We start from the raw sequence: 25,975 nt of genomic DNA, 5'->3' as shown, positions 1-25,975 counted from the left end.
ATGTCGAACTTAGTGACCAATGCTGGACACACCCATGTCGATGACCATGGGCACGATGACCATCACCACGACTCGGGCGAGATGACCGTATACGGTTTCTGGCTCTACCTGATGACCGACTGCATTCTGTTTGCGTCGATCTTCGCGGTGTACGCGGTACTGGTAAACAACGTAGCGGGTGGCCCGTCGGGCCACGACATCTTCGAACTGCCTTACGTGCTCGGCGAAACCGCCTTGCTGCTGTTCAGTTCGATCACCTACGGCTTCGCCATGCTGGCGTTCTTCCGGGGCAACAAGAAGCAGGTCCTGGGCTGGCTGGCCCTGACCTTCCTGTTCGGCCTGGGCTTCATCGGCATGGAGATCAACGAGTTCCACCTGCTGATCTCCGAAGGCTACGGCCCTAGCCGCAGCGGCTTCCTGTCCGGGTTCTTCACCCTGGTCGGTACCCACGGTCTGCACGTGACCGCCGGCCTGATCTGGATGGCGATCATGATGTATCAGGTCAACAAGCACGGCCTGACCGCAACCAACAAGACCCGCCTGAGCTGCCTGAGCCTGTTCTGGCACTTCCTGGACGTGGTCTGGATCTGCGTCTTCACCGTTGTTTACCTGATGGGGACTATGTAATGGCTAATGCACACTCCCATGACAGCCATGATGCGGGCCACGGCAGCGTAAAGTCGTACGCCATCGGCTTCATCCTGTCGGTGATCCTGACGATCATCCCGTTCGGCCTGGTGATGTACCCGACCCTGCCGAAGTCCATCACCCTGATGATCGTGCTCGCCTTCGCGGTGATCCAGGTCCTGGTTCACCTGGTGTACTTCCTGCACCTGGACCGCTCCGAGGCCCAGCGTAACAACGTGATTGCGTTCGTCTTCGCTGCCCTGGTGATCGTCCTGCTGGTTGGCCTGTCGCTGTGGATCATGTTCAGCATCCACACGTTCATGATGGCGAAGTGAGGTAAGACCCGATGTCGCTCAAGCACTTTATCCAAATCACCAAACCGGGGATCATTTTCGGTAACGTGCTTTCTGTGGCGGGCGGTTTTTTCCTGGCCTCCAAGGGACATGTCGATCTGGCCATCTTCCTGGCCGCGATGATCGGCACGTCCCTGGTGGTAGCTTCCGGTTGCGTGTTCAACAACTGCATCGACCGTGACATCGACCTGAAGATGGAACGCACCAAGAACCGTGTGCTGGTCCAGGGCCTGATCTCCCTGAAAGTGGCACTGGTCTACGCGACCATTCTGGGTGTCGCCGGCGTTGCGTTGTTGTACAAGGTGGCCAATCCGCTGGCGGCGCTGTTCGCCGTGATCGGCTTCGTCATCTATGTCGGCTTCTACAGCCTGTACCTCAAGCGCAAGTCGGTGCACGGCACGCTGGTGGGCAGCCTGTCGGGGGCGATGCCGCCGGTAATCGGCTACGTGGCCGTGAGCAACAGCTTCGACATGGCCGCGCTGACCCTGCTGGTGATGTTCAGCCTGTGGCAGATGCCGCATTCCTATGCCATCGCGATCTTCCGCTTCAACGATTACCTGGCTGCATCGATTCCGGTGCTGCCAGTGAAGCGCGGCATCCTGGTGGCCAAGAAGCACATCCTGCTCTACATCCTGGCGTTCCTGGTGGCGACCCTGATGCTGACCTTCAGCGGGTATGCCGGCATGAGCTACCTGGCCGTCGCGGCCGCGATGGGCATGTACTGGCTGTACATGGCCTGGACCGGCTACAAGGCGGTGGACGACACCGTCTGGGCGCGCAAGCTGTTCGTGTTCTCGATCTTCACCATCACCGCGCTGAGCGTGATGATGTCCCTGGATTTCAAGGTACCGAGCGAGCTGCTGCTGACCTACGCGCCATAAGCTGCAAACGCTATGAAAAAGCCCCGCCTTCGAGAGAAGCGCGGGGCTTTTTCATTGAGTGTCAGTCAGTGGGCTGTTTAAATATTCAAATGACTCTATTCATGCAGGAAGCAGAATGATGAAGAAAAAAGCTGTTGTCGTATTCAGTGGCGGGCAGGACTCGACGACCTGTCTGATCCACGCATTGCCGTTCTATGATGAAGTGCACTGCATTACCTTTGATTACGGTCAGCGCCACCGCGCGGAAATAGAAGTAGCGCAGCAACTCGCGAAGCAATTGGGGGCGACCGTCCACAAAGTGCTGGATGCCTCGTTACTCAATGAATTGGCGATCAGCAGTCTCACTCGGGACAATATCCCGGTTCCCACGGTGAACAGTTCAGGTGAAAGCCTGCCCAGCACTTTCGTGCCGGGAAGAAATATTCTGTTTCTGACCCTGGCCTCTATCTATGCCTACCAGGTAAAGGCTGAAACGGTCATTACCGGGGTGTGTGAAACGGACTTCTCCGGCTATCCCGATTGCCGTGACGAGTTTGTAAAGGCCTTGAACAAGGCCGTCGAGTTGGGCATGGAATACCGCCTGCGCCTTGAGACTCCGCTGATGTGGCTGAACAAGTCGGAGACCTGGGCGCTGGCGGATCATCACCAGCAGTTGAGCCTGGTTCGCGAGCAGACCCTGACCTGCTACAACGGCGTTATCGGCAGCGGTTGTGCCAATTGCGATGCGTGCAATCTTCGTAGCAGAGGGCTGAATGATTATCTGGGGAACAAGGCAGCAGTCATGAACAGCTTGAGAAGCAAGATGAACCTGCAATGAAGGCCTGATCGACCGTGCTCATGGAATTCAACACTGCATTTGCCTGGCAGATGAGTGTTGAATCCATCCATTTGAGCTAAAGCGTGCTTGGACTATTTTGCCTGGCTGTCCGTTATATATCTTTTGAACAGTGACCTTGCGCCATAGGCAGGCAAGATGTTGAAGAAGGCAAAACATACCTTGATCGCGATCTGCACATAAATCATGTTCAGGATGTCGTTGTTCTCCATCGAGCCGTAAAAGGCAATGTAGCAAAACACGAAGCTGTCAATAATGACCGCGAACAGCGTGCTCAAGAATATCCGCAGGAACAGGAATCTGGAGTTGGTCAGCTCTTTTATCTTGCACAGCAAGTAAGAGTTTATGTTTTCCGAAACCAGGAACGAGACTGAAGACGCCACCAGAACGGATGACACATGAATGATGACGTCATTGTACGGGGTGTCGAGCTTCCAGCCTGGCAGGCCGGGGAGAAAGGTCGAGCCATAGAGCAGGATGATAATCATGGCGTTGCTGGCAAAGGCAAAGAAAATCGCTTTTCTTGCCAGCCTGAGTCCAAAGTTTTCGTTCAACAGGTCAACGATCAGGAATGTCAGAGGGTAAAGAAAGGTACCCGGAGTGATAATGATGCCAAGTGATTCAAGATAAATGGGCTTGGTGGCGGCAATGCTGGTGAATATATAAAATGTAAAGAGCAATAGGTTCAGGATGATATAAATCATCCATGAGCTTTCGTGGCGGTCGTTCAGGTCGTATGCGGTAAGTGCTCCTCCTTGGGAGTAGAACTTCTTGTAAATGTTTTTAACTTCCATTTTGTTCAGGTTTTCCATTATTTCGCTGTTAAGCACTTCGCTTAATTTGATCTTTATGACTTTGCCTGTGGCGATGATCATGATCACGGCCAGGTTCTTGTTGTTTTCAAAGCCCAGAAGTTTGTATCTGCTGTTCTCGAGTTCGCCTTCATAAGCTGCCATTGAATCGCTCCTCGATGATGTCACCCACCACAAATACTCGATCTGAGTCGGAGCATGGCTCATTGATGATGAACAGCTTTTTTGTCTGCCTGTCGTAAACCAGTTTTTCCTTGTCGTCGGTCGATGTGCCCTTTTGAATGATCAACAGGTCACCGGCCTCGTACATGCCCTTGATCTCATTCTCGAGCAGCACCGCTATCAAGTTGTAGGATGCGCCGAAGTAATAGGTCAGTGGGTGAAGTATGGCCAGTTCGCCAATCCGTTTGTCCATGTTGATCATCAGCAGGCTTTCCTTGAGGATCGGAACCGCCGCCGGGTTCATGTTTCCTTGTGGGGAAATACTGCTGTCGATGATCTCCTTCTCTTCAAAATCGACGGTTTCTATTTCTTCATAGGAGACACCGAAGAAATCGGAGATTTTGCGAATGGTGGATTGCTGTACGTTGCTGACCTTGCCTTCCAGGATGTTGTAGATGGTCGTTCGGGTCAGGCCGCTGGCATTGCACAAAGACAGTTGCGTCTCGCCGCGACTTTTTATCAGGTATTTGATGTTGCTCTTCAAATACTCTGTTCTTTCTCTTCTGTGCATCAAATGCTCACCATTTCCTTATAGTCGCCACGCATAGGGTCTTTCATGGAATGCGTGCCGTGCATGACATTCAACTGCTCGACGCCAAAGGTGAGAACAGTCGGATTGATGCGGCAAGAGCTTGTCGGGTTCTTTCGTGGTCTGTACCAACTCGCTAGCACTCCTTTAGCCAGCCTGCATCCATCCTGGGATATTTCGCTGTCGGTATGGGGCGCGCTCGGAATTGTCGGGAGGGTCCGGACCGGAGGCGCCGCGGCGGCAAGTGTTGCATGTCCGAGTCATGACAATAAAGCCCCGAAACGTCCGGTGCCCTGGCCTCGATTGACGAATATTCGGCGGCAACGCAAATCTGCTGTCCCCTCCTGATTCTCGGAAAAGAAGCATTTTGTTTGGAAAATGTTTAATTCTTTGATTAATTAGCGGCTCGCGAACGTTAAATCAGGAAGCGTGCTGTCGTTCGTGGCACGCAAACGACAAGGAAGGAATACCGAACGATGGCAGCTTATACAGCACCACTGAGGAACCAGGCCGACCTGCTGCGACGAGGTTTGGCGGATCTGCGGGCAGAAGACGCCGAACTGGCTGGGATCCTGGACGCTGAAGTCAGGCGTCAACACCGCACACTGTCCCTGGTTTCATCTTCCTGCGCGGCCAACCCTCGAATCCTCGCGGCGTCTGCCTCGGCACTGGTCAACGTTACCGCCGAGGGCATACCAGGCAAGCGCCATCATGTCGGCTGCGAGAACGTCGATCTGGTCGAGTCCCTGGCGATTCGCAGGGCGCGGGAGCTGTTCGGGGCGCAATATGCCAGCGTACAGTCGCATTCCGCCTCCAACGCCAACTATCAGGTGCTTGCTGCCCTGCTCGAGCCCGGGGACACCATTCTCGGCATGGCCCTCGATCATGGCGGGCACCTGACCCACGGCAGCCCTGTCGCATTCACAGGCACTAACTACAAGGCGATCCGCTACGGCACCACATCGCAGGGCGTGATCGATTACGCAGAGGTACGCCATCTGGCGCTCGCCCATCGTCCGCGCATCATTATCTGCGGTGCGACGGCCTATTCCCGGGTTGTGGACTTCCAACGCTTTCGCGCTATTGCCGACGAGGCCGGGGCCATCCTGCTGGCGGATATCTCTTATATCGCCGGGCTGGTCGCAACGGGTCGACATCCAAGCCCGATCGACGTGGCGCATGTCACCACCGCGTGTACCCACAAGCAGCTCGCGGGGCCTCGTGGCGGCCTCATCCTTTCCGGCCGGGATGCCGACACCAAGGTTCCCGGCCTGAGGGCGAGCTTCAGTCGTGTCCTTGAACAAGCGGTATTCCCCGGGATGCAGGGCTCGCCGGCGGTCAACATGATCGCCGCCAAGGCGGCTGCGCTGGGCTACGCGATGACCCCGGAGTTCGACGCCTACATGGGACGGATTCGCAGCACGGCCGATGCAATGGCCAGCGCATTCATGGCACAGGACTACGAAGTTGTGGGCGGGGGGACGGAGAACCACACGATTCTGCTCAGGCTGCGTGGGGGAATTAGCGGTTCGATTGCCGCCTCGGCACTGGAGCGATGCGGCATCATCGTGAGTAAAAACCGCGCACTGGGGGAAACCCGATCCTCATTCGTCGCCAATGGCTTGTGTATCGGCACGGGTTCCATCGCCCAACGCTACATCGATCCCCAGGGCTGTCGTGAAGTCGTCGAACTGGTCTGCCGGATACTGGACAAGGTGACGCCCCTCAGCGAGCAGAAGTACCGCCTGGAGCCTGAGCTGCAGGAACAGTTCCGTCTTCAGACCGAGGCTTTGTGCGCGATGTATCCCATCGCCGATTACCGGGGCAACTGAGGGGACCCCGGCCTTTGATTCGTAGGAGCCAGCCGGCGGAAGGGCGCGCTGCACTGTTGCCCTATCCGCCGTCTGCGCGAGCAAGCCCGCGGGTACGGGTTACTGCTGTTGTAGAGCGCTGTAGCCTTCGAACGCGGTCTGCTGCTGGATCGCGGTGACGATGTTCTTGCGCGTGGCCGGCTGTTCGTTGCCGTCCTTGTCGAAGAACACTTCGCTTTCCAGTTCCGCTTCGTCGCCTTCGCCGACAAAGGCGAAACCGAGGAACTCGAAGGCTTCACGGTCGACGTTGGCCTTGGAGCGCGGGCGGATCGGCAAGGTGACGCTGATGCCGTCCTTGCTGATGGCGAACACTTCCATTTCCTTCTTGGCCCGCGAGGCCTTGCTCTTGCCGCCACCCGGGCTGCTGATGGCCTGGTGGGTCTGGTTCAGCACCTTCAGCGCCAGGCCGTAGACCAGCTCCTGGAAGCTCGGGTCGTCCTTGTAGCTGGAGAGGATGCGGCTGATCGGGAACTTGCTGCTCAGGTCTTCCAGGGCGGCGCTGTCGGCGGCCTCGGCGTCCTTGAGCTGTTTGAGCTGGCCCATGAGTTCATAGGCGCGGTCGTCGTCGAAGCGGTCGTGAGCCTGGCGGATCTCGGCGCGCAATTCGCGGATCTGATCGCTTTCCTTGGTGGACTGGAAAGCGTCGAGGACCATCTCGCTGATGGTCTTGGCCTGGGAGACATGCTGTGAAAGATTGATGGCGTTTTCGTATTCCGCTTTGGACGACAAGGCGTTTACGGATTCTTCTGTATTGGAATCGGACATTGATATTTCACTACTTCGTTTAACTGGAAATGAGGCTAGAAAAGCACCGGGCCTTTTCAGGGCGCCTAATTTATGGGACCGAGGCCCCATTGTCACGGACCAACGGACCGGTGCGAAAAGGCGTGGCTCTACTGACCCGCGATCGACGGGAAAATTCCGGCGCCGATCATCCCTGGCGAGCGTTCACCGGGCAACGCTTGGCGTCGCACGGCAGCCGTTCCTGTCGCATTTCCTTCAGCGTTGCGCTTGCTGGTGAAACTCGGCGAACGAGACCATGCGCTGGCGCGCCGGGTCCCATAGCTTGAGCCGCAGGCAGCGGTAGATATCCCGCGGGTGCAGTGAGGTGGTGATCGGCGATTGCAGCGCCGGGATCGCCGCCATGGCTTGCGGCAGGCGGTAGAAGGGGATGCCCGAGTTGGCGTGGTGCACATGGTGGTAGCCGATATTGGCGGTGAACCAGGCCATCAGTGGGCCGGTGCGCATGTAGCTGGAGGAGAACACCGCGGTGGCCGCGTAGTCCCAGTCGGCGCGCTCGGGGTAACGCACGCCGGGGAAGTTGTGCTGGCAGTAGAACATGTAGGCGCCCAGCGCCGAGCCGGACAGGCTGGGGAGCAGCACCCCGTACAGCAGGATGTCCGGCGCCAGCAGCGCCAGGGCGACGGCGCTCGCCAGGTTCAGCGCCAGGGCCAGCAGCGACCACAGACGATGCCGCGGCTGGGTGATCAGCGAGACCATGCAGATGCTGAAAATAAAGATACTGAATGACGCCAGCAGGATCATCAGCGGGTGTCGGGCGACGCGGTAGCGCAAGCGCTTGAGGCGCCCGGCGCGGGCATATTCCTCGGTGGACAGCAGGGGAAAGGTGCCCAGGTCAGTGTGAGTAGAGAGCAGCGGCAGGCGGTTTTTCTGCGCGCCGACATACTGGCAGCTGTGGCCGTGGTGGTAATCGTGGGACTGCTTCCACAGTGTCGGCGGGGCCATCAGCAGCAGGCCGAAGGTCTTGAAAAACACCTCGGCAAAACGCGAGTCCTTGAGGATCGCACCGTGCATGTAGTCGTGGTACAGCACGAACATGCGCACCAGGGACAAGCCCAGCAGCACGCTGCACCCCAGGCGCAGCGGCCACCACAGCGGCAGGGCCACGGCCGCGCCGAACAGCCCGATCACCAGCAGCGTCGAGTAGAAATGCCACCAGCTCAGGCGGCGGTTTTCCACGGTGAAGGGCAGGGTCTGGCGAATCAGCTCCTTGCCATAACGCGCCAGTTGCTCGCGGTCCAGGCCGTCGGTGGGCCAGGGGATGGCCCCCGGCAGAGGCTGCTCCTGGCCTGCGCTGGCACGGCAACAGGCAGAGGCGGTCGAGGTGTCCAGGGTGCGCATGCTCGGTGCTCTCCTTAGCCGATAACCGCTTCGTCGGAGCTGTGCTGCAGGAACAACTGCGGCCGCCGGTCCTTCCACGGGCGTGCCTGTTCCAACTGGCCGGCCAGGCGGAACAACAAGCCTTCCTCGCCAAAGGCGGCGCTGAGCATCAGGCCGATCGGCAGGCCCTCGGCGTTCCAGTGCAACGGCAAGGAAATCGCCGGTTGCCCCGAGGCGTTGTGGATGGCGGTGAACGGGCTGTAGTCGATCAGCGGGCCGTAGGTGCTTTCCAGGTCGCTGGAATGGATATCCACCACGCCATTGCGCAGCGGCGGCCGGGCCAGGGTCGGGGTCAGCCAGCAGTCGTAGGTCTGGTGGAAACGCGCCATTTCCCGGCCCACCTGCTGCAACACCAGCTCGGACATCTGGTACTCCACCGCGCTGACGCCAAGGCCGCGTTGATGCACGGCCTGGGTCAGGTTTTCCAGCTCGCCGGGCAACGGGCCGCGTCCCAGTTGCAGGCTCATCAGTTCCACGGCGAAGGCAATGCCGGAGAACCACAGGGCACTGAAGGCTTCGGCGAAGCTTTGCAGGTCCAGCTGCGGCGCCGCTTCTTCCACATGGTGGCCGAGGGATTCGAGCAGGCGCGCGGTGCTTTCCACCGCTGCGATGCAGTCGGGGTGCAGCGGCCGCCCGGCCGGGTCGGTGCTGGAATAGGCGATGCGCAGGCGTCCCGGTTCGCGACCGAGCTGGTCGAGAAAACGCCCCTGCATCGGCGGCGCGCGATACGGGTCGCCCGGCACCACGCCGTGGGTGGCGTCGAGCAGGGCGGCGCTGTCGCGCACGCTGCGGGTCAGCACATGTTCGTCCAGCAGGCCGCTGAGCAGCTCGCCGAAGTCCGGGGCCAGGGAGTTGCGCGCCCGGGTCGGCTTGAGGCCGACCAGGCCGCAGCAGGACGCGGGAATGCGGATCGAGCCGCCGCCGTCGTTGCCATGGGCCGCCGGGACCATGCCGGTGGCCACCGCGGCGGCCGCGCCGCCACTGGAGCCGCCGGTGGAATACTCCAGGTTCCACGGGTTGCGCGCCGGGCCATGGAAGGCGCCTTCGGTGGTGGGCAGAATGCCGAACTCCGGGGCGTTGGTCTTGCCGACGAACACCAGTCCGGCCTGGCGAAAGCGCTTCACCAGCTCACAGTCCTGGGGCATGACCCGCGCTTGCAGCATGCGCGAGGCGAGGGTCGAAGGCAGGTCCTGGCAGTCGCCGAGGATGTCCTTGAGCAGGAACGGCACGCCGTGCAGCGCGCCGGTCGGCGGCGCCTTGTCCTGTGCGGCGGCCTGCGCCCGGGCTTTGTCGTAGGCTTTGTAGACCACGGCGTTGACCGCCGGGTTGAAGGCTTCGATGCGGCGTATGGCTTCCTCCAGCAGTTCGGAGGGGCGTACCTGCCCGGTCCTGACCAGATCGGCCAGGCCGACCGCATCGAAGGTGGCGTATTCGCTAAAAGACATCCTGTTCTCCCGTGCTGCGCACGCTGCTGGCGATACCGGGGCGCTCCCGCTCCGGCCTGGGTTTGATGGCATGGCCGGTTGCACAGGCCCGGCTTGCACGGGCCTGGATATCGGCTTCACACCCTTGAAAAAAGCTGATGACTGCAAGTGATATGGCAAAAAGCCATGCATGCATCGAGCTGTGAGGCGAATATGCGCCGGGGGCGGAAATTGCGGGTATACGCCGTTCGGAGTATTAACTTCGACTGCGCGCTCCCAGAGGATGATCAAGCGTAATGGATGCGCAAGGCCGCAGATTTCGGGCCTTGCGGGAGATGGCTAAGTACGGCTGCCTGGACACAAAATAATGACTACGAACGACCACGATAGCGACGTTCCGTATGCGAATTTTTCGGAATGTCTGCAGCTTCACGCCCATACGATCCCGGACCGATTGGCCTATCGTTTTCTGCACAACGGGCGAGACGAAGAAACCCTGATCACCTTCTCTGAACTGGACCGCGCGGCCCGAGCGGCGGCGGCCCGGTTGCAGGGGCATTGCCAGGCGGGGGACAGGGTGCTGATCCTGCTCAAGCCAGGCCTGGACTATGTGATCGCCTTCATGGGCTGTCTGTATGCCGGGCTGGTGGCGGTGCCGGCCTACCCGCCGGGGGCGACCAAGACCCTGGACCGGCTGGACGGCATCATCGACGACTGCCAGCCGACGGCGGCACTGGCCAGTGGCGAGGATGTCCCGACCATCCTCGCCCGGCTGGGGCAGGCGCAGAGTCCGCGGGTGCTGGACATGGCGAGTCTCGACCTGGCCCTGGCCAGCGAGTGGCGGGCCGTCCCGGTAACCCGGGACGATATCGCCTTTTTGCAATACACCTCCGGCTCCACCGGGATTCCCAAAGGAGTGGCGGTGACCCACGGCAACCTGATTCACAATTCGCGCAGCATCAGCCGCGTTTTTTTGACCCACAAGGACAGCCACCTGGTCAGCTGGCTGCCGCCGTATCACGACATGGGTCTGATCGGCGGCATCCTGCAATCCTTGTTCGTCGGCTTCGGCTCGACCCTGCTGGCGCCGATCCACTTCCTGCAACGGCCGCTGCGCTGGTTGCAGGCCATCAGCACCTACCGCGGCACCGTCAGCGGCGGGCCGAACTTCGCCTATGAATTGTGCCTGCGCAAGATCAAGGACGAAGAGCTGGCGGGCCTCGACCTGAGCAGCTGGGAGGTGGCGTTCAACGGCGCCGAGCATGTGCGGGCGCAGACCATTGCCGCCTTTCATGAGCGTTTCGCCCGCGCCGGTTTTGCCAGTACCTCGGCCTTTCCCTGCTACGGGCTGGCCGAAGGCACGCTGATGGTCAGCGCCGGCGGCAGCAAGCGCGAGCCGGTGATCCGCCAGTTCCATGCCGGCTTGCTGGAGGACAATGTGGCACGCCTGCATGAAGGCCCGGGCAGCGACGCCGAGTTGCGCCTGCGCACCCTGGTCAGCAGCGGTCGCGGCATTCCCGGGCAGGGCCCGTTCATCTGCGACCCGCACACCGAGCAGCCGCTGGAGGACGGGCGGGTCGGGGAGATCTGCATCCTCGGCGACAGCGTCGCCAGCGGTTACTGGCAGCGCCCGGAGAGCACCGCCGCGGCCTTTCGCCCGGCGCCGCCGGCGCTCGGCTGGTCGCGCTACTTTCGCACCGGCGACCTGGGCTTCCTGCTCGACGGCGAGCTGTTCGTCACCGGGCGGCTCAAGGACCTGATCATCGTCAATGGCGTCAACCATCACCCTGGCGATATCGAGAACACCGTGCTGCGCACCCATGACAGCTTTCGCCCGGACGGCACCGCGGCCTTCAGCATCGAGACCGGCGACAGCGAGCAGGTGGTGATCGCCCAGGAAATCGAGCGGCGTGCCTTGCGCAGTCTCGACCTGCCACAGTTGTTCAGCGACTTGAAAGCGCGGCTGTGGCAACAGCACCAACTGGCGCGGCCGGTGCTGTTGCTGGTGTTCGGCGGGTCGTTGCCGCGTACCTCCAGCGGCAAGATCAAGCGCCAGGAGTGCCGCAAGCAGTTCGCTCCCTGGCTGGCGGCACTCGATAGCGCCGCGCCGGCCGAAGCCCACCCGCTGGACAAGTCGGTGATCGCGGTGGAGAGCAACGGCCGGGTATTGCGTGACATCACCGTCGACAGCCAGGTCGTGGAAGCATGACCAGTCTATCGATCGGCCCGGTGCATGCGCCCAAGCCCGCGGCGCTGCTGTTTGCCCAGCCGGCCTTCTGCGAACCGCGGCTGGAACTGGCCAGCCGCCCGCGGTCGGTGCTGTCGTTGCCGCCCACCGACAGCCAGCAACGGCTGCAACTGACCAGCGTGCTCAACTGCATCACCTCGGCGCGCAGCATCGCCGAGCTGACGCAGCAGACCCAGTTGGCGCTGCCGCAGATCCTGCCGTGCGAGAACTTTGTGTTCGCCAGCGGCAGGGTCCGCGCGCACCGGGTGTTCTTTTCGCACCTGATTCATCCGGACAGCGTCTCCGATGACCTGATCAAGGCTATCGTCGGTCGCGACGGCATGATTCCGCCGCTGGGCATCGACCCCATCGAGCACTGCGGGCGCCCCAAGTTCACCACCCTGGAGCGGCTGGGCAACTCGCCGGACCAGGTGTGGGCGAAGATCTTTCGCGAACACGGCATACGCAACCTGGGCTGGACCCTGCTGCCCGGATTGCACCGCAACACCTTCACCGGCTACTTCTTTCACAACATCTCGGCCACAGTGGCCCACGAAAGCAAAATGCGCATGATGGTCTTCGCCCCGTACCTGCACATCGCCCTGAACCGGGCGCTGGGTAGCAAACTGTTGCGCCACAACCCGGGGCCGAACCATCAACTGTTGTCCATCCTGTCCAGCCGCGAAGCGGAGATTTCGCGCTGGGTGGCCCGAGGCAAGACCAACTGGGAGATTGGCCAGATCCTCGGCATCAGCGACAAGACCGTGAAAACCCATCTGCAGAACATCTTCTCCAAACTCCAGGCGTCGAGTCGGGCGCAGATCGCGGCGTTGTTCTGCGACGAGTGAGTGCTGCCTGCCTGTCTTTCATCCGGTAACCCTTACACAGTGCTGACGGGGGTCAGTGCTTCGGCGTCGCCTGCGCCTCTGTAGGAGCGGCCGGTCGACGCTTGATTGGCCGTGATGGTGTCCGTTTGGGGGCTGCATTTTTTGGATGGTGTACATATCCATTCTTGGCTGGCGGCAGGGGGAGGCTTCTGTAGGAGCGAGGCTTGCCCGCGATAGCGGTGGTGATGTCACTGGTGATGTTGGACGGAGTACATATCCGTTTCTGCGGTCACGGCCACTTATGGTTCCGCCCTTACGGCGGGTCACTTTTTTTCAAACGCCAAAAAAAGTAACCAAAAAACGCTTGCCCCTGCGTACGGCCTTCGCTGCGCTCAGGTTCCCTCGCTCCGGCGTCCATCAGGGGGCATCGACTCCGGTCGGCTTCGCTTCGACCTCCATACGATGTCCTCGACTGCGTCGAGGGGCGCTGCGCGCCTGTCCCCTGATGAACACCTCCACTCGGCCTCCCGATGGGGCGGGTAGATCAAGATCAAAAGCCGGGCGCGACCTACCGGTCGGCGCTAAATCTTGTAGCCACTGCCGAGCCTGTGAGGCTGCGATCGACTGCGCAGCAGGCGCAGGGATTTTGAAACCGCTGGAGGACCTTCGGTCCTATCGCAGCCTGCGGCAGCGGCTACAGGGCTCGCTACTCCTTACGGAGTATTGAGCTGAACCGGCATGACGCCGAGCATCGGGGTGTAGCAAATAGCCTGCTCCGTCGGGTTATCCACACTCAACACGCGTTTGCATCATGACGCCTGCCCAAGCGTTGATCCGCTGGTTTCACCACGCGGTTGGCGCGGGCCAACGGCCATGCAAAGGAAGCGAAATACGCTGGGAGGCGACTGTGCACATAGACGAAATAACCTTTGCCGTGACCGAAACCCTGGCCAGCCTGCTGGAGGTCGATTCCGGGTCGCTGGACGTCGAGCGCTCGTTCCACGAGATGGGCGTCGACTCGGTGCTGATCGTCGGCCTGTCCGCCGAGTTCGAGGACCGTTTCGGCATCTCCCTGGACCCTGAGCTGGCCTACCTGCACGACACCGTGAGCAAGGTCAGCCAGCACCTGTACGGCGTCATCAACCAGGGCGCGCTTGGCGTGGTGGGGGAGGTCAGTCATGGCTGATTCATTGCTCAATATCACCCGCCAGGAACTGCTGGAATTCGTCGGCCTCAACGAGACCGTGGTGCGCGCCCAGGGCACCCGCATCGAAACCGCCAGCGGCCAGACCCTGATCGATTTCGTCGGCCAGTTCGGCGCGGTGCCCTTCGGTTATGGCGCGGCACCTATTACCGAGGCGATCCACACCTTTCTCGCCAGCGGCCAGGCCTCGCTGGTCCAGCCGCTGATCAACCCCGGCGCCGAAGAACTGGCGCGGCGCCTGATCGAGCTGGCGCCCGGCACCCACTCGAAGGTGACCTTTACCACCAGCGGCGCGGAGACCGTCGAAGCGGCGATCAAGCTGTGCCGCGCCGCGACCCAGCGCGAACTGGTGATCGGCACCCTGACCGGTTTTCACGGCAAGACCCAGGGCGCGGTCGGGGTCACCGGCAAGGCCACTTACCGCGAGCCGTTCCAGATCCGCGCCGATGGTTTCAGCCATTTGCCCTATGGCGACCTGGAGGCCCTCGAGGAGCTGCTGAAAACCCGACGCGCCGCAGCCTTTTTCGTCGAGGCGGTGCAAGGCGAGGCGGGCATGATCACCCCACCGCCAGGCTACCTGCTGGCGGCGCAGAACCTCTGTCGCCAATACGGCACCCTGTTCGTGCTCGACGAGATCCAGACGGGCCTGGGCCGCACCGGCGAGCTGTTTGCCGCCACCGCCCACGGTCTGGAACCGGACGTGGTGCTGTTGGCCAAGGCCTTGGGCGGCGGCGTCGCGGCCATCGGCGCGTGCATCTACGGCGAGCAGTGCTGGAGCCGCGATTTCGACCGGCACCACAGCTCCACCTTCGCCGTCAACGGCTTCAGCGCCGCCATCGGCCTGGCCGTGCTCGATCAGCTCACCGCCAACGACGGCGCCCAGCTCAAGCATGCGGCGGAGCAGGGCGCCTACCTGTACGCCGGGCTGTCGCGGCTGGTGCAGGACTATCCCGAGGTGTTCCACAGCCTCGACGGCCGCGGCCTGATGCTCGGCCTGAAGTTTCGCCGCTGGAGCGGCGAGCGCCTGTATACGCTGTCCCTGGCCAGCGCTTTCGGCGCCCTGGTGCCGATCGTCTGCGGCTACCTGAAAAGCCGGCATGGCGTGTACTGCCTGCCGACCCTCACCGAAGGCAACGTGCTGCGCATCCAGCCGCCGCTGTGCATCGAGCGCGCCGATATCGACCTGCTGCTCGAAGGCCTCAAGGCGGTGGCGGAACTGGTGGTGCATAACCAGCAACACCGGTTGATTCTCGAAGCCCACGGTTATGCCGGGCCACGGGGGGCCCTGAGCCCCTGGATCGCAGCGGGCAAACCACGCAGCAGCGGGCGTTGCCTGGGGCGCTTTGCCTTCCTGCTGCACCCGACCACCGCCGAGAGCGTCAACGGCGACAGCGTGGTGGATGGCCTGGGGCTGTCGGCGGCGGAAAAAACCTTTATGCAGGGCTGGCTCGACGACTTCTCCGAATGGGCCAAGCCCGACCTCGACGCCGGGGTGTCCTATCACGCCCGCCGGGTCTACAACGATGCCGGCGACTACGTCGAAGGCTGGCTGGTCGGCAGCCTGCTGCAACCGCGCGACCTGATGCGCCTGAGCCTGGGCAAGCGGCGCAAGCTGCTGGCCAATTACCTGGACAGCGTCGCCGAGCTGGAGGTGGATTTCGTCGGGCTGGGGGCCTACACCTCGGTGATTTCCAGTGCCGGCGTGGATGTCATCAATGAGCGGTTCCACACCACCACCGGCAACAGCCTGACGGCCATGGTCGGTGTCGATGCGCTGCTGAGCACTTGCGCCAACCGCGGCGCGCCGCTGGCCAAGCGCCTGACCGGGGTGATCGGTGCCTACGGTTCGGTGGGTCGCCTGGCCAGCCTGCGCCTGGGGCGCTTCTGCGAGCACCTGGTATTGCTCGGCAATGGGGCCAATCGGGGCGCCATGGACGAGCTGCGGCTGGTGGCCGGCGAGTTGTATCGCGATGCCTTGCTGCAGATCCAGGGCGGCCACAGCAGCGGTATCGCCAAGACCCTGGTGCTGCTCCTGCCGAGCCTGGCCAGCGTCGAGCAACTGCTGGATCGCGACCTTGGCGACGAGGAGCAATTGCGCATGCTGTTCGACAGCGTCGACGCCCTGGCCCAGGGCAAGCCGCAGGTGCAGCCGCCGCTGGTGATCACCGCGGACCTGGGCCACTGGCTGCCGCGCCTGGAAACCGTGCTCTCGGCGACCTCCAATGGCTCGGCCTTTATCGATCCGCTGGTGCTGCATCAGAACGCGATCATCTGCGACTGCGCGCAGCCGCCGGACATCGGCCACGTCACCCTGGCACTGCGCCCGGACGTCACGGTGATCGAAGGCGGCCTGATCCATCTGCCCGACCGCAGCCAGCGTTTCGGCCAGCAGAACCTCACCGGTCTGCCCACGGGCGTGACCTTCAGCTGCCTGGCCGAAACCATGGTCCTGACCATGGCCGGCCTGCAGCGCGACTACAGCATCGGCAAGCGTCCTCCACTGGAGGATGCCGAAGCGATCTTCGACCTGGCCCGAGCCTTCGGTTTCACCCCCGCGGTGGAGCAGTTGATCGAAAAAGCCGGTTAACCCTGACAACGAGAAAGGAGTCCACACCATGTCGATGCACAACGCCCGCAACGCCACCGAGAAGTACCTGCCGGGCCTGCTCGCCGCCCTCCGGGAGCGCGGCCTGATGGCCCTGGAGCAAGCCGATCCGGCCGTGCTCTGCGGGTTGTTTCGCGACTACCGCGCCGCCGGCCTGATCATCCCCGAGACCTACGGCGGCCTCGGCGCCTCGCCGGAGGAAACCGTGGAGATCCTGCGCGCCATCGGTTCGCTGTGCCCGTCCCTGGCGGTGATGATGACCATGCATCACCACACCATCGCCACCATCGTGCAACTGGGCGGGCTGATCCCGGCGGCGGAAGAGCTGCTGTGGGGCATCACCCAGGACCAGTTGCTGATCGCCTCGGCCTTCGCCGAGGGCAAGCCGGGCTCGGAGATCTTCAACCGCAGCGTCAAGGCGCGGCCGGTGGAGGGCGGTTTCGTCCTCGACGGCAGCAAGAAGCCCTGCACCATGAGCCACCACATGGACGTGATCGTGGTCGGCGTCGCCTGTGAACAGGACGACGGCAGCGTCAGCCAGGGCTTTGCCGTGGTCTTTGCCGATGGCAGCACGATCACCCGCGAACCCTTCTGGAACGCCACGGTGCTACGTGCCACCGACAGCAACGAACTGGTGTTCAACGGCGTGTTCGTGCCCAGCGAGCGCATGCTGCTGGCCGACGGCGCCGACAGCGAAGAAGTGGCCGCCACCGCCATGGAAACCTCGCTCAACGGCCTGAGCTGGTTCCAGCTGATGGTCGGCGGCAGCTACCTGGGCGTGGCTTCGGCGCTGGTCGACCGGTTGCTGAGAAAGCCCTTCGCCGACCCCGCGCAACTGGCCCTGCTGTGCATCGAGCTGGAGGGCGCCCATCAGGCGCTGCTCGGCACCGCCGGCGAATTGCAGGCGCAACAGGATGCGCCGATGAACACCTACCACAAGGCGCTGTGCACGCGCTTCCTGGTGCAGGCGGCGATCGAGCGGGCGACCAACCTCAGCGTCGAGCTGTTGGGTGGCATGGCGTTCATCGCCTCCGACGAAGTGGCCTATCTGCTGGCGGCCTCCCGGGCGATCGGCTTCCACCCGATCTCCCGCAGCGCCGCCACGCCGTTGCTGGCGCAGTTCCTGCGCGAGTCCTACAGCGCCTGATTCGCCTGCTACCGCAGCCGGAGCTTCGGCGCCCCTGGCGTCGCTCCGGCTCGGCAACATGCCTAATGGAGTAGAAGCATGAGTAGCGATTTTCTCTATCCGCCGCGCCCGGCCAATGTCGGTCGCGGGTTTCACTGCCTGGCTATTCCGCTGTTCAGCCTGCTGCTGGTGTTCAACACCGCGGCCATCGCTGTGATTCTGGCCCTGTCATGCACCTTGCAGGCCGGGCGCCGGTCGTTGTCGTGGCTGCCGGGCATGAAGGCCCTGGGCAACTGGCTGGTGACGAGCTATCACCGCTTGTTGCAACCCCTGGCCGACCGCTTGCTCAAGGACCCGCGGGACGAGCCGATCCTGGCCGCCGCCATCAGCCTGGGCCTGACCGCCGGGCCGGTGTTCATTGCCCAGCTGTGGCTCAAGGAAATCTCCTGGTTGCTGGTGCTGCTGTTCTACGCCTTCGTCTATGGGCCGAACATTCGCGGCTTTGTCCGCTCCTTCAGCGCCATGCATCAGGAAGGCCATGTGCCCGGCGGCATCTTCAAGCGTTCGAGCCTGCTCGATCGCTGGGTCGGCAATTCCTTCCTGTACATGTTCTTCGCCATTCCCATGGGCCTGATCCCCCATGCGGCGGCGCACCTGCAACAGCATCACCGGGAAAACGCCGGGCCGCTGGATGTCTACGCCACCGCGCGCTACGACCATGCCAGCGCCTGGGATTTCGCCGTGTATATGGTGCGCGAGGTGATGTACCAGCAGTTCATGGTTTCGCCCTGGCTGTACTTCAAGAGCAAACACAAGCGCAGCCAGGCCCGGGCCATGGTCATGGGCAACCTGGTGCATGTCGGGCTGTTCGTCGCGCTGGCGTGCTACAGCCTGCCGATCGCGGTGCTCTACATGCTGGTGCCCTGGTGCGCGAGCAATTTCCTGATGGGCGTCATCCACTGGAGCCAGCACGCCTTCTACGGCGGCCAGCAAGACCCCAAGGACTGGATGTACAACACCGTGACCCTGCTGGAAACACCGGTGAACATCCTCAACGAGGGTTACCACGCCTGCCACCATCACTGGTCCGTCGGCCACTGGTCGGAGAGCCCGGCGCTGTTCGAGCGGCTCAAGCCGGAACTGGCGGCCGCGGGTTCCATGGTGTTTCGCGACCTCAGCGTATTCGGCCTGTTCGTGCTGCTGATGCTGCGCCGCTTCGATGCGTTGGCGGACAAGCTCGACTGGTGGCAGCCGCTGGACCACGCAGAGAAAGTCCGCCTGCTGCAATTCCGGGTGCTGCCGGCGCCCATCGCGGCCCATGAACATGCCCATCAACGGCGCCTCGCCACACCGCGCAACGCCGACGAACCCACCCCCGCGCACAGCGCCCTGGGCCAGCCATGAACCGTCCCCTGACTTTGAAAGTCGCCGCCATCGAACGGGAAACCGACGATGCGGTGACCATTCACCTCAAGCAGCCGCTGCTGCGCAAAGTCCGCTACAGCGCCGGGCAGTACCTGACCCTGGAGGTCGACGTCGACGGCGCCAAGGGCTGCCGCGCCTATTCCATCAGCAGCACGCCGGGGCTGGACAAGACCCTGTCAATCACCGTCAAGCGCGTGGCCGGCGGCAAGGTTTCCAACCGCCTGGTGCAGGAGCTGAGCGCCGGCGACGCGGTGCAGACCCTCGGCACCCACGGCCGCTTCACCTTCGCCCCGCAGCCGGGCCGGGGGCGGCACCTGGTGCTGCTGGCGGCGGGCAGCGGGATCACGCCGATCTTCTCGATCCTCAAGTCGGCGCTGCACTTCGAGCCGGACGCCCAGGTGTCGCTGATCTACGGCAACCGCAATCAGCAGTCGGTGATCTTTCGCGACAAGCTCGACCAGCTGCGCCAGACCTTCGGCGAGCGCTTGCAACTGGTGCATGTGCTGTCGCGGCCGGACACCCCGGGGGCCCACGAAGGACGCCTGACCCGGCAGCGGGTGATCGACATTCTCGGCGCGCTGCCCGGCCCGCAAGCCCGCGAATACTACAGCTGCGGCCCCAGCGGCATGATGGACGAGGTGACCGCCGCCCTGGAGGCCCTGGGCATCGCCCCGGAAAGCGTGCACCAGGAGCGTTTCACCCCGGCCAAGGCGCCAGTGGCCAGCGGCGACACGGAAAAACGCGTGGAGCTGCTGATGCAGGGCCAGGCGTTCAGTTTCACGGTCGCCCCGGGCCAGACCCTGCTCGACGCGGCCCTGGCCAGCGGCGTGCAGCCACCGTTTTCCTGCCGCAGCGGTTTCTGCACGGCCTGCGTCTGCACCCGGCTGGCGGGGCAGGTACGCATGCGCGAGGACCATGGGCTGTCGGCGGACGAACTGAACCGGGGCCAGGCACTGTTGTGCGTGGGCTATCCATTGACGGACGACGTGCGCCTGCAAGTCGATTAGCGATACAGACAGAGGAAGGTCAATTCATGAATCATTCAACCCACCACGCCGCCGAGGACGAACTGCGGCTGGCCAAGCGCGCCGAACTGCGGGTCGACCGCGAGCGCCAGGCCCAGCTGCAGGCACTGATGCAGCCGCAGCCGCTGAAGTTCGTGCTCTGGTCGGTACTGCATGTGCTGGTCTGGTGCGCGGCGGCGCTGTACATCCTGCTCGGCGACAACCCCTGGGGCCTGGCGCTGGCGGTGCTGGTGCTGGGCAACCAGCTGCATGCCTTCACCGTGCTGCAGCACGATTGCGGGCATGCCAGCGGCTTTCGTTCGGCGGCGCTGAACCTGTGGGTCGGGCGCTTCATGGCCTGGTTCATCGTGTTCCCGTTTTCCTCCTTCACCGAGTGCCACAAATACCATCACCGCTACCTGGGCGACCCGGACAAGGACCCCGACGACTGGAACTACACCGGCGGGGTGAAGTGGATGTTCCTGCGCATCGCCGTGTTCGTGCCGCGCTTCATCTACTTTTCCCTGGTGCGCTACGGCAAGGCGGTGCGCAACCGGGTGCTGCGCGAGCTGGCGTTCAATCTGCTGTCGATGGCGGCGATCGGCGCCTGGTGCTACAGCCAGGGGCTGATGCTGCAATTCGTGCTGATTTTCATCGTGCCGCTGCTGTTGCTGGCGCTGGTGATCAACCCGATTTCCCGGGGCTACGAGCACTTCCCCATGGCCACCCTGGCGGTTGGCGACCCGGAGCGCCTGGACCTGGCGAAGAACACCGTGACCGTCAGCGACCGGCTGATCGGCCTGTTGTGGGCCAATATCAACTACCACGTCGAGCATCACATCTACCCCGGCGTGCCCTTCGTCAACCTGCCGCGGCTGGCGGCGCTGTTGGACAACAAGCCCTACCTGCGCGACCGCTGGCTGCTGGCGCGGATGTTCGCGCGACGTCCGGTAACAACTTGCGCCGAACCTCGGCGAGCGGCGTGAGCTACATTTACAGCGCCCGAAGGAGCGCCACTCACCGAGGATTCACGGATGACCTGTATTTTCTGCCAGATCGCGGCCGGCGAATTGCCCAGTGCCCTGGTCTATCGCGACACCCACTGCATGGCCTTCATGGATGTGCATCCGCTGGGGCAGGGGCACTTGCTGCTGATCCCGCTGGCCCATGTGGAAAAACTCGAGCAACTGCCCACGGTCATCCGCCAGCATCTGTACCAGGTGTTCGATACCTTGCTCGCCGCCCAGCGGCGCGCCGGCTTCGGGGTGGAAGGCACGCACCTGATCGTCAACGATGGCAAAGCCACCAACCAGCACATTCCCCACGCCCACCTGCACCTGGTGCCGCGGCAAAGGGGCGATGGGCTGGGTTTCGGCCTGCGCATGTTCATGCACTTCACCGGCATATTCGGCCGCCGCACGCCCCTGCAGACCCTGCGCCGCCAGGCCCTGGTGATCGCCGCCGAACTCGACCCGCAGGCGCTGGAGAACCTGGCGCACCGGACCAGCAGGCTGCACGCAGCGTCAACCTAACCGCCAGGGCCGGTGAGCGGCCCACCCTCGATCCACGGAACTTCGGAATGAACAGCCGTGCATGCGCTGCGGACGGTCTCGCCCGGCGTTTGTGCCGCCAGGAGTCAGGAACATGAGTGCGCTACTTCAGGAGCAGGCCGACCCCGCGCGGGTCTATCGGGTCGTGATCATCGGCGCCGGCTTCTCCGGCATCGGCATGGCGATCAACCTGCGCCAGCGCGGAGAACAGGACTTCCTGATCCTCGAACAGGAAGCCGGCGTCGGCGGCACCTGGTGGGTCAATCAATACCCCGGCTGTGCCTGCGATATTCCTTCCCACCTCTATTCGTTTTCCTTCGAGCCCAACCCCGACTGGTCGCGACGCTTTTCGCCGCAGCCGGAGATCCGCGACTACCTGCGGCACTGCGCCGACAAGTATCAGGTGCTGCAACACTGTTGCTTCAACACCGCGGTCACCGGCCTGCGCTGGCTGGAAGAGCGCGCCCTGTGGCAGGTGACGGATGCCCGTGGCGGCGTGCGTTTCGCCCAGGTGGTGGTGGCCGGCACCGGGGCCTTGTCGACTCCGGACTATCCCCAACTGCCGGGGCTTGAGCGCTTCAAGGGCCGGGTCTTTCATTCCCAGCAGTGGGACCATGACTACGTCCTGGCCGGCAAGCGGGTGGGGGTGATCGGCACCGGCGCCTCGGCGATCCAGTTCGTGCCGCAGATCCAGCCGCGGGTGGCCAGCCTGGCGGTGTTCCAGCGCACGCCGCCGTGGATCATCCCCAAGCCGGATCGGGCCTTTTCCACGACCGCCCAGCACCTGCTGCGACGTTTTCCCGCGGTGCAGCGGCTGTTGCGCGGGTTGATCTACACCGCCCATGAAACCCGGGTATTGGGTTTCGTGTTCAACCCGCGACTGATGGCCCTGCACAAATGGCTGGCGCTCAACCTGCTGCGGCGCCAGGTCAAGGACCCGGAACTGCGCCGGCGCCTGACCCCGGACTACGCCATCGGCTGCAAGCGCATCCTGCTGTCCAACGATTATTTTCCGGCGCTGGCCCAGGCCAATACCCGGCTGGTCACCAGCGGCATCCGTGAAGTCACCGAGGACGCGCTGATCACCGTCGACGGCCAGCGCCATGCCCTGGATGCACTGATCTTCGGCACCGGCTTCAAGGCGCGCACGCCGTTCCCGGCGGGGATGATCCTCGGGCGTGGCGGGGTGGACATAGTCAACACCTGGCAGCAGGGCAGCGAAGCCTACAAGGGCACCACGGTCAGCGGCTTTCCCAATCTGTTCCTGTTGATGGGGCCCAACACCGGCCTGGGGCACAACTCCATCGTCTACATGATCGAGTCGCAGATCGCCTACATCCTCGGCGCCCTGGACACCCTGCAACGCCTGGGCGTGACCAGCGTCGATGTCGATCCGCAGGCCCAGGCGCGCTTCAACCAGGGCCTGCGCCATCGGCTGCGCGGCGCGGTATGGAGCGTCGGCCGTTGCCAGAGCTGGTACATGGACCCCAACAGCGGGCGCAACGTCGCCCTGTGGCCAGGGTTCAGCTGGCAGTTCCGCCAGCAGACCCGTTATTTCGATGCCGAGGCCTATCGCCTCACCTCGCACCCCCAAGGAGTGAAACCATGAGCCATCCGGGCAAGAGCGTGTTTGTGTTCGGCCTGTACATGTTGTTGCTGGGCGCCGCGTTGGTGCTGGCGCCGAACCTGTTGTTGCCGTTGTTCGGCTTCGCCCTGACCGATGAGGTGTGGATCCGGGTGATGGGCCAGTTGGCCTTGTACCTGGGCGTCTATTACGTCTGGGCCGGCTACACCGAGCGGCGCGAGTTGATGGCCCTGACGGTGGCGATCCGTCTGTCGGTGCCGGTGTTTTTTGCCGCCTTCGCCGCCGCCGGGCTGGTGTCGCCGGTGCTGTTGCTGCTGGCCTTGCCGGACCTGTGCGGCGCGCTCTGGACCTGGCGCGCACTGAAGGCTGCGCGGGCTTCCCGCCAGTCGCTGGGTAACGCCTGACCCCGCCAGTCTTCTGTTGCCTTGTCCCGCCAGCTAACCCTGGCGGGGTACTCCTTTGCAGTGATTACCGCGCGGCTGCATCCCCTCCATACTCGCCACCAGCCCTGGCGGGTGACACCCATGTGGCGTCCGGAGACCTGCCGACACTTCAAAGGATCCACGATGAAGATTGAACTGATGCAACTGGCCGGTCGTGACGGCGACACGGCCTACAACCTCGAGCGGGTCCTGCAGGGCATTGCCGACTGTGATGACGACATCGACCTGCTGGTATTCCCGGAAACCCAGATCAGCGGTTTCGCCAACCAGCAGCAACTGGCCGAGGTCGCCGAGCCATTGGACGGGCCGAGTATCCAGGCCGTATTGCGGGCGGTGCGCGCCAAGGGTGTCGCGGTGGTGGTCGGCATCGCCGAAAAAGCCGCCGGCCATTACTACAACACCTCGCTGCTGGTGACCCCCGAAGGGGTGGCGACGAGTTATCGCAAGACTCACCTGTGGCCCGACGAGCGCGGCCTGTTCCAGCCCGGTGACCGTTACACCAGCGTGCTCTGGCGGGGCGTGCGGATCGGCCTGCTGATCTGCTACGACATCGAACTGCCGGAAAGCGCCCGCGCCCTCGGCCAACTGGGCGCCGAGCTGATTCTGGTGAGCAACGGCAACATGGACCCCTACGGCCCGGTGCACCGCACCGCGATCATGGCCCGTGCCCAGGAGAACCAGGCCTTCGCGGTGATGGTGAACCGGGTCGGCAGCGGTACCGGCGGCCTGGTGTTCGCCGGCGGCAGCGCGCTGGCCGATCCCTTCGGCCGGCTGCTGTTCGAGGCCGGCCGCGACGAGTGCCGGCAGGTGGTGCAGCTCGACCTCGGGCAACTCAAGGCCGCTCGCCGCGATTACGACTACCTGCACGACCGGCGCCTGCAACTGTCCGGCGAATACGTCGAGCACGCCGATGGCCGTCGCGAGCTGTTGATCCCTTAAACCCCATCGCTGTTTTTCCGCCGCTTTCGGCCCTGCCATAACAATCCATAATCAGCAGGCGAGGCGCACGTCCCTTGGGCGGGTGCCAACGCTCGGAGTCCTCAGATGAAAGCTATCCGCTGTTTGCCCCTGGCCCTGGCCGCACTGTTCGGTTTCGCTACGGCCCAGGCCGCCGAACCGAGCGTGCATTTCTACAACTGGTACGACTACATCGCCCCGGACACGCCCGGACAGTTCCACAAGGAAACCGGCATCAGCGTGCTGCAGGACACCTTCGACAACAGCGACGTGATGCAAAGCAAGCTGATGGCCGGGCGCAGTGGCTATGACGTGGTGGTGGCCAGCAGCGACCTGCTGCCGAACCTGATCAAGGCCGGGGTGCTCCAGGAACTGGACCGCAGCCAGCTCGGCAACTGGTCGCACCTGGACCCCGAGATGCTGGCCAAGGTGCAGAGCAACGACCCTGGCAACCGCTTCGCCGTACCCTACCTGTGGGGCACCACGGGCATCGGTTATGACGTCGACAAGGTCAAGGCGCTACTCGGCGACCAGGCGCCGGTGGACTCCTGGGACCTGATCTTCAAGGAAGAGAACCTGGCCAGGCTCAGCCAGTGCGGGGTGGCCATGCTCGATGCACCGAACGAAATCATCCCCATCGCCCTGCATTACCTGGGCCTGCCCTACAACAGCCAGAACCCCGAGGATTACAAGAAGGCCGAGGCCTTACTGCTCAAGGTCCGGCCGCATATCCGCTACTTCGATTCGTCGAAGTTCATCTCCGACCTGGCCAACGGCAACGTCTGTGTGGTGGTGGGCTGGAGCGGCGGGGTGTTCGATGCCCAGGTCGCCTCGCAGAAAGCTGACAACGGCCGTCATCTGGTCTACAGCATTCCGCGCGAAGGCGGGCCGGTCTGGGTGGAGAACCTGGTGTTGCTCAAGGACGCGCCGCACCCACAGGATGGCCTGAAGTTCATCGACTACCTGTTGCGTCCGTCAGTGATTGCCCAGTCTTCCGACTACCTGGGCTACCCCAACGCCAACCGCGATGCCACGGCGCTGGTGGAGCAGAAAGTCCGCGACAACCCGGGTGTCTATCCGTCCAGGGAAGTGATGGCCACGCTGTTCCCGCTGGAACCGCTGCCGCTGAAAATGGAACGGGTGCGTACCCGGGTCTGGAGCAAGGTCAAGACCGGGAGCTGAGCCTGGGGGAGTGGACAGCCATGCTGGCCAAGGGGAAAGGGGCGTCACGCAAGGAAGGAGCAGAACTGGCTACATCCGTGTAGCCAGTTCCGAAGGGTCGGTACT

The 25,975-nt window shown here is 63.0% G+C and carries 23 protein-coding genes; 18 read left to right on the top strand and 5 right to left on the bottom strand.

Features of this window, described 5'->3' with window-relative positions; translation table 11 throughout:
- From C4K27_RS25305 to queC, 4 genes are all read left to right on the top strand, one after another.
- Complete coding sequence (locus C4K27_RS25305; protein WP_007929702.1) at window positions 1–627, top strand: cytochrome o ubiquinol oxidase subunit III; 627 nt, start codon at window positions 1–3, stop codon at window positions 625–627.
- Window positions 627–962 (top strand): cytochrome o ubiquinol oxidase subunit IV, encoded by a 336-nt coding sequence (gene cyoD, locus C4K27_RS25300; RefSeq protein WP_053262544.1) that lies wholly within the window; start codon window positions 627–629, stop codon window positions 960–962. The genes C4K27_RS25305 and cyoD overlap by 1 nt, the downstream gene beginning before the upstream one ends.
- Before the next feature lie 11 nt (window positions 963–973).
- Window positions 974–1,861, top strand: a complete 888-nt coding sequence (gene cyoE / locus C4K27_RS25295) for a heme o synthase (protein ID WP_025806166.1) — start codon at window positions 974–976, stop codon at window positions 1,859–1,861.
- Between the two features lie 118 nt (window positions 1,862–1,979).
- Window positions 1,980–2,678, top strand: a complete 699-nt coding sequence (gene queC / locus C4K27_RS25290; protein WP_053262677.1) for a 7-cyano-7-deazaguanine synthase QueC — start codon at window positions 1,980–1,982, stop codon at window positions 2,676–2,678.
- 92 nt (window positions 2,679–2,770) lie between these two features.
- On the opposite strand, the gene C4K27_RS25285 is transcribed toward queC, so the two are convergent.
- On the bottom strand, window positions 2,771–3,652 hold the full coding sequence (locus C4K27_RS25285) for a queuosine precursor transporter (protein WP_053262543.1): 882 nt from the start codon (window positions 3,650–3,652) through the stop codon (window positions 2,771–2,773).
- Window positions 3,639–4,241 (bottom strand): helix-turn-helix transcriptional regulator, encoded by a 603-nt coding sequence (locus C4K27_RS25280; protein ID WP_053262542.1) that lies wholly within the window; start codon window positions 4,239–4,241, stop codon window positions 3,639–3,641. Before C4K27_RS25280 ends, C4K27_RS25285 begins: the two co-directional genes overlap by 14 nt.
- 494 nt (window positions 4,242–4,735) lie before the next feature.
- On the opposite strand from C4K27_RS25280, the gene C4K27_RS25275 reads away from it, so the two are divergent.
- The gene (locus tag C4K27_RS25275) at window positions 4,736–6,091 is read left to right on the top strand and encodes a serine hydroxymethyltransferase (protein WP_053262541.1); all 1,356 of its coding nucleotides are present in this window, start codon (window positions 4,736–4,738) and stop codon (window positions 6,089–6,091) included.
- A 99-nt stretch (window positions 6,092–6,190) separates the two neighbouring features.
- On the opposite strand, the gene C4K27_RS25270 is transcribed toward C4K27_RS25275, so the two are convergent.
- The 3 genes from C4K27_RS25270 to C4K27_RS25260 form a co-directional block, all read right to left on the bottom strand.
- Window positions 6,191–6,895 (bottom strand): hypothetical protein, encoded by a 705-nt coding sequence (locus C4K27_RS25270; protein ID WP_007929715.1) that lies wholly within the window; start codon window positions 6,893–6,895, stop codon window positions 6,191–6,193.
- A gap of 234 nt (window positions 6,896–7,129) precedes the next feature.
- Window positions 7,130–8,272, bottom strand: a complete 1,143-nt coding sequence (locus tag C4K27_RS25265; protein WP_053262540.1) for a fatty acid desaturase family protein — start codon at window positions 8,270–8,272, stop codon at window positions 7,130–7,132.
- 14 nt (window positions 8,273–8,286) lie between these two features.
- Window positions 8,287–9,756 (bottom strand): amidase, encoded by a 1,470-nt coding sequence (locus C4K27_RS25260; RefSeq protein WP_053262539.1) that lies wholly within the window; start codon window positions 9,754–9,756, stop codon window positions 8,287–8,289.
- A gap of 346 nt (window positions 9,757–10,102) precedes the next feature.
- On the opposite strand from C4K27_RS25260, the gene C4K27_RS25255 reads away from it, so the two are divergent.
- The 13 genes from C4K27_RS25255 (at window position 10,103) to C4K27_RS25195 (ending at window position 25,870) form a co-directional block, all read left to right on the top strand.
- Complete coding sequence (locus tag C4K27_RS25255; RefSeq protein WP_053262538.1) at window positions 10,103–11,944, top strand: fatty acyl-AMP ligase; 1,842 nt, start codon at window positions 10,103–10,105, stop codon at window positions 11,942–11,944.
- Window positions 11,941–12,810 (top strand): LuxR C-terminal-related transcriptional regulator, encoded by an 870-nt coding sequence (locus tag C4K27_RS25250; protein WP_053262537.1) that lies wholly within the window; start codon window positions 11,941–11,943, stop codon window positions 12,808–12,810. Before C4K27_RS25255 ends, C4K27_RS25250 begins: the two co-directional genes overlap by 4 nt.
- A gap of 886 nt (window positions 12,811–13,696) precedes the next feature.
- The gene (locus tag C4K27_RS25245) at window positions 13,697–13,975 is read left to right on the top strand and encodes an acyl carrier protein (RefSeq protein WP_053262536.1); all 279 of its coding nucleotides are present in this window, start codon (window positions 13,697–13,699) and stop codon (window positions 13,973–13,975) included.
- Window positions 13,968–16,580 carry an aminotransferase class III-fold pyridoxal phosphate-dependent enzyme gene (locus tag C4K27_RS25240; protein WP_053262535.1) on the top strand — a complete coding sequence of 871 codons (2,613 nt, stop codon included), beginning with the start codon at window positions 13,968–13,970 and terminating at the stop codon, window positions 16,578–16,580. Before C4K27_RS25245 ends, C4K27_RS25240 begins: the two co-directional genes overlap by 8 nt.
- Before the next feature lie 28 nt (window positions 16,581–16,608).
- On the top strand, window positions 16,609–17,745 hold the full coding sequence (locus C4K27_RS25235) for an acyl-CoA dehydrogenase family protein (protein WP_053262534.1): 1,137 nt from the start codon (window positions 16,609–16,611) through the stop codon (window positions 17,743–17,745).
- 78 nt (window positions 17,746–17,823) lie between these two features.
- A complete protein-coding gene (locus C4K27_RS25230; protein ID WP_053262533.1) occupies window positions 17,824–19,128 on the top strand; it encodes a fatty acid desaturase in 1,305 nt (434 codons plus the stop codon).
- Window positions 19,125–20,156, top strand: coding sequence for a ferredoxin--NADP reductase (locus C4K27_RS25225; RefSeq protein WP_053262532.1), 1,032 nt, complete (start codon window positions 19,125–19,127; stop codon window positions 20,154–20,156). Before C4K27_RS25230 ends, C4K27_RS25225 begins: the two co-directional genes overlap by 4 nt.
- Before the next feature lie 26 nt (window positions 20,157–20,182).
- Window positions 20,183–21,139, top strand: a complete 957-nt coding sequence (locus C4K27_RS25220) for a fatty acid desaturase family protein (RefSeq protein WP_053262531.1) — start codon at window positions 20,183–20,185, stop codon at window positions 21,137–21,139.
- A gap of 48 nt (window positions 21,140–21,187) precedes the next feature.
- Window positions 21,188–21,685 carry an HIT family protein gene (locus C4K27_RS25215; RefSeq protein WP_007929455.1) on the top strand — a complete coding sequence of 166 codons (498 nt, stop codon included), beginning with the start codon at window positions 21,188–21,190 and terminating at the stop codon, window positions 21,683–21,685.
- 112 nt (window positions 21,686–21,797) lie between these two features.
- Window positions 21,798–23,312, top strand: a complete 1,515-nt coding sequence (locus C4K27_RS25210; protein ID WP_053262530.1) for a flavin-containing monooxygenase — start codon at window positions 21,798–21,800, stop codon at window positions 23,310–23,312.
- Complete coding sequence (locus C4K27_RS25205) at window positions 23,309–23,692, top strand: hypothetical protein (RefSeq protein ID WP_053262529.1); 384 nt, start codon at window positions 23,309–23,311, stop codon at window positions 23,690–23,692. Before C4K27_RS25210 ends, C4K27_RS25205 begins: the two co-directional genes overlap by 4 nt.
- Window positions 23,693–23,854: 162 nt before the next feature.
- Entirely contained in the window at window positions 23,855–24,670 is an 816-nt protein-coding gene (locus C4K27_RS25200) for a carbon-nitrogen hydrolase family protein (RefSeq protein ID WP_053262528.1), read from the top strand.
- A gap of 105 nt (window positions 24,671–24,775) precedes the next feature.
- On the top strand, window positions 24,776–25,870 hold the full coding sequence (locus C4K27_RS25195) for a polyamine ABC transporter substrate-binding protein (RefSeq protein WP_053262527.1): 1,095 nt from the start codon (window positions 24,776–24,778) through the stop codon (window positions 25,868–25,870).
- Window positions 25,871–25,975: the final 105 nt, after the last annotated feature.

Origin of the sequence: Pseudomonas chlororaphis subsp. chlororaphis (assembly GCF_003945765.1) — a bacterium.
Lineage (GTDB): Bacteria > Pseudomonadota > Gammaproteobacteria > Pseudomonadales > Pseudomonadaceae > Aquipseudomonas > Aquipseudomonas chlororaphis.
Note: the sequence above shows the minus strand (reverse complement) of the source record. Positions and strands in the feature narration are given on the sequence as shown.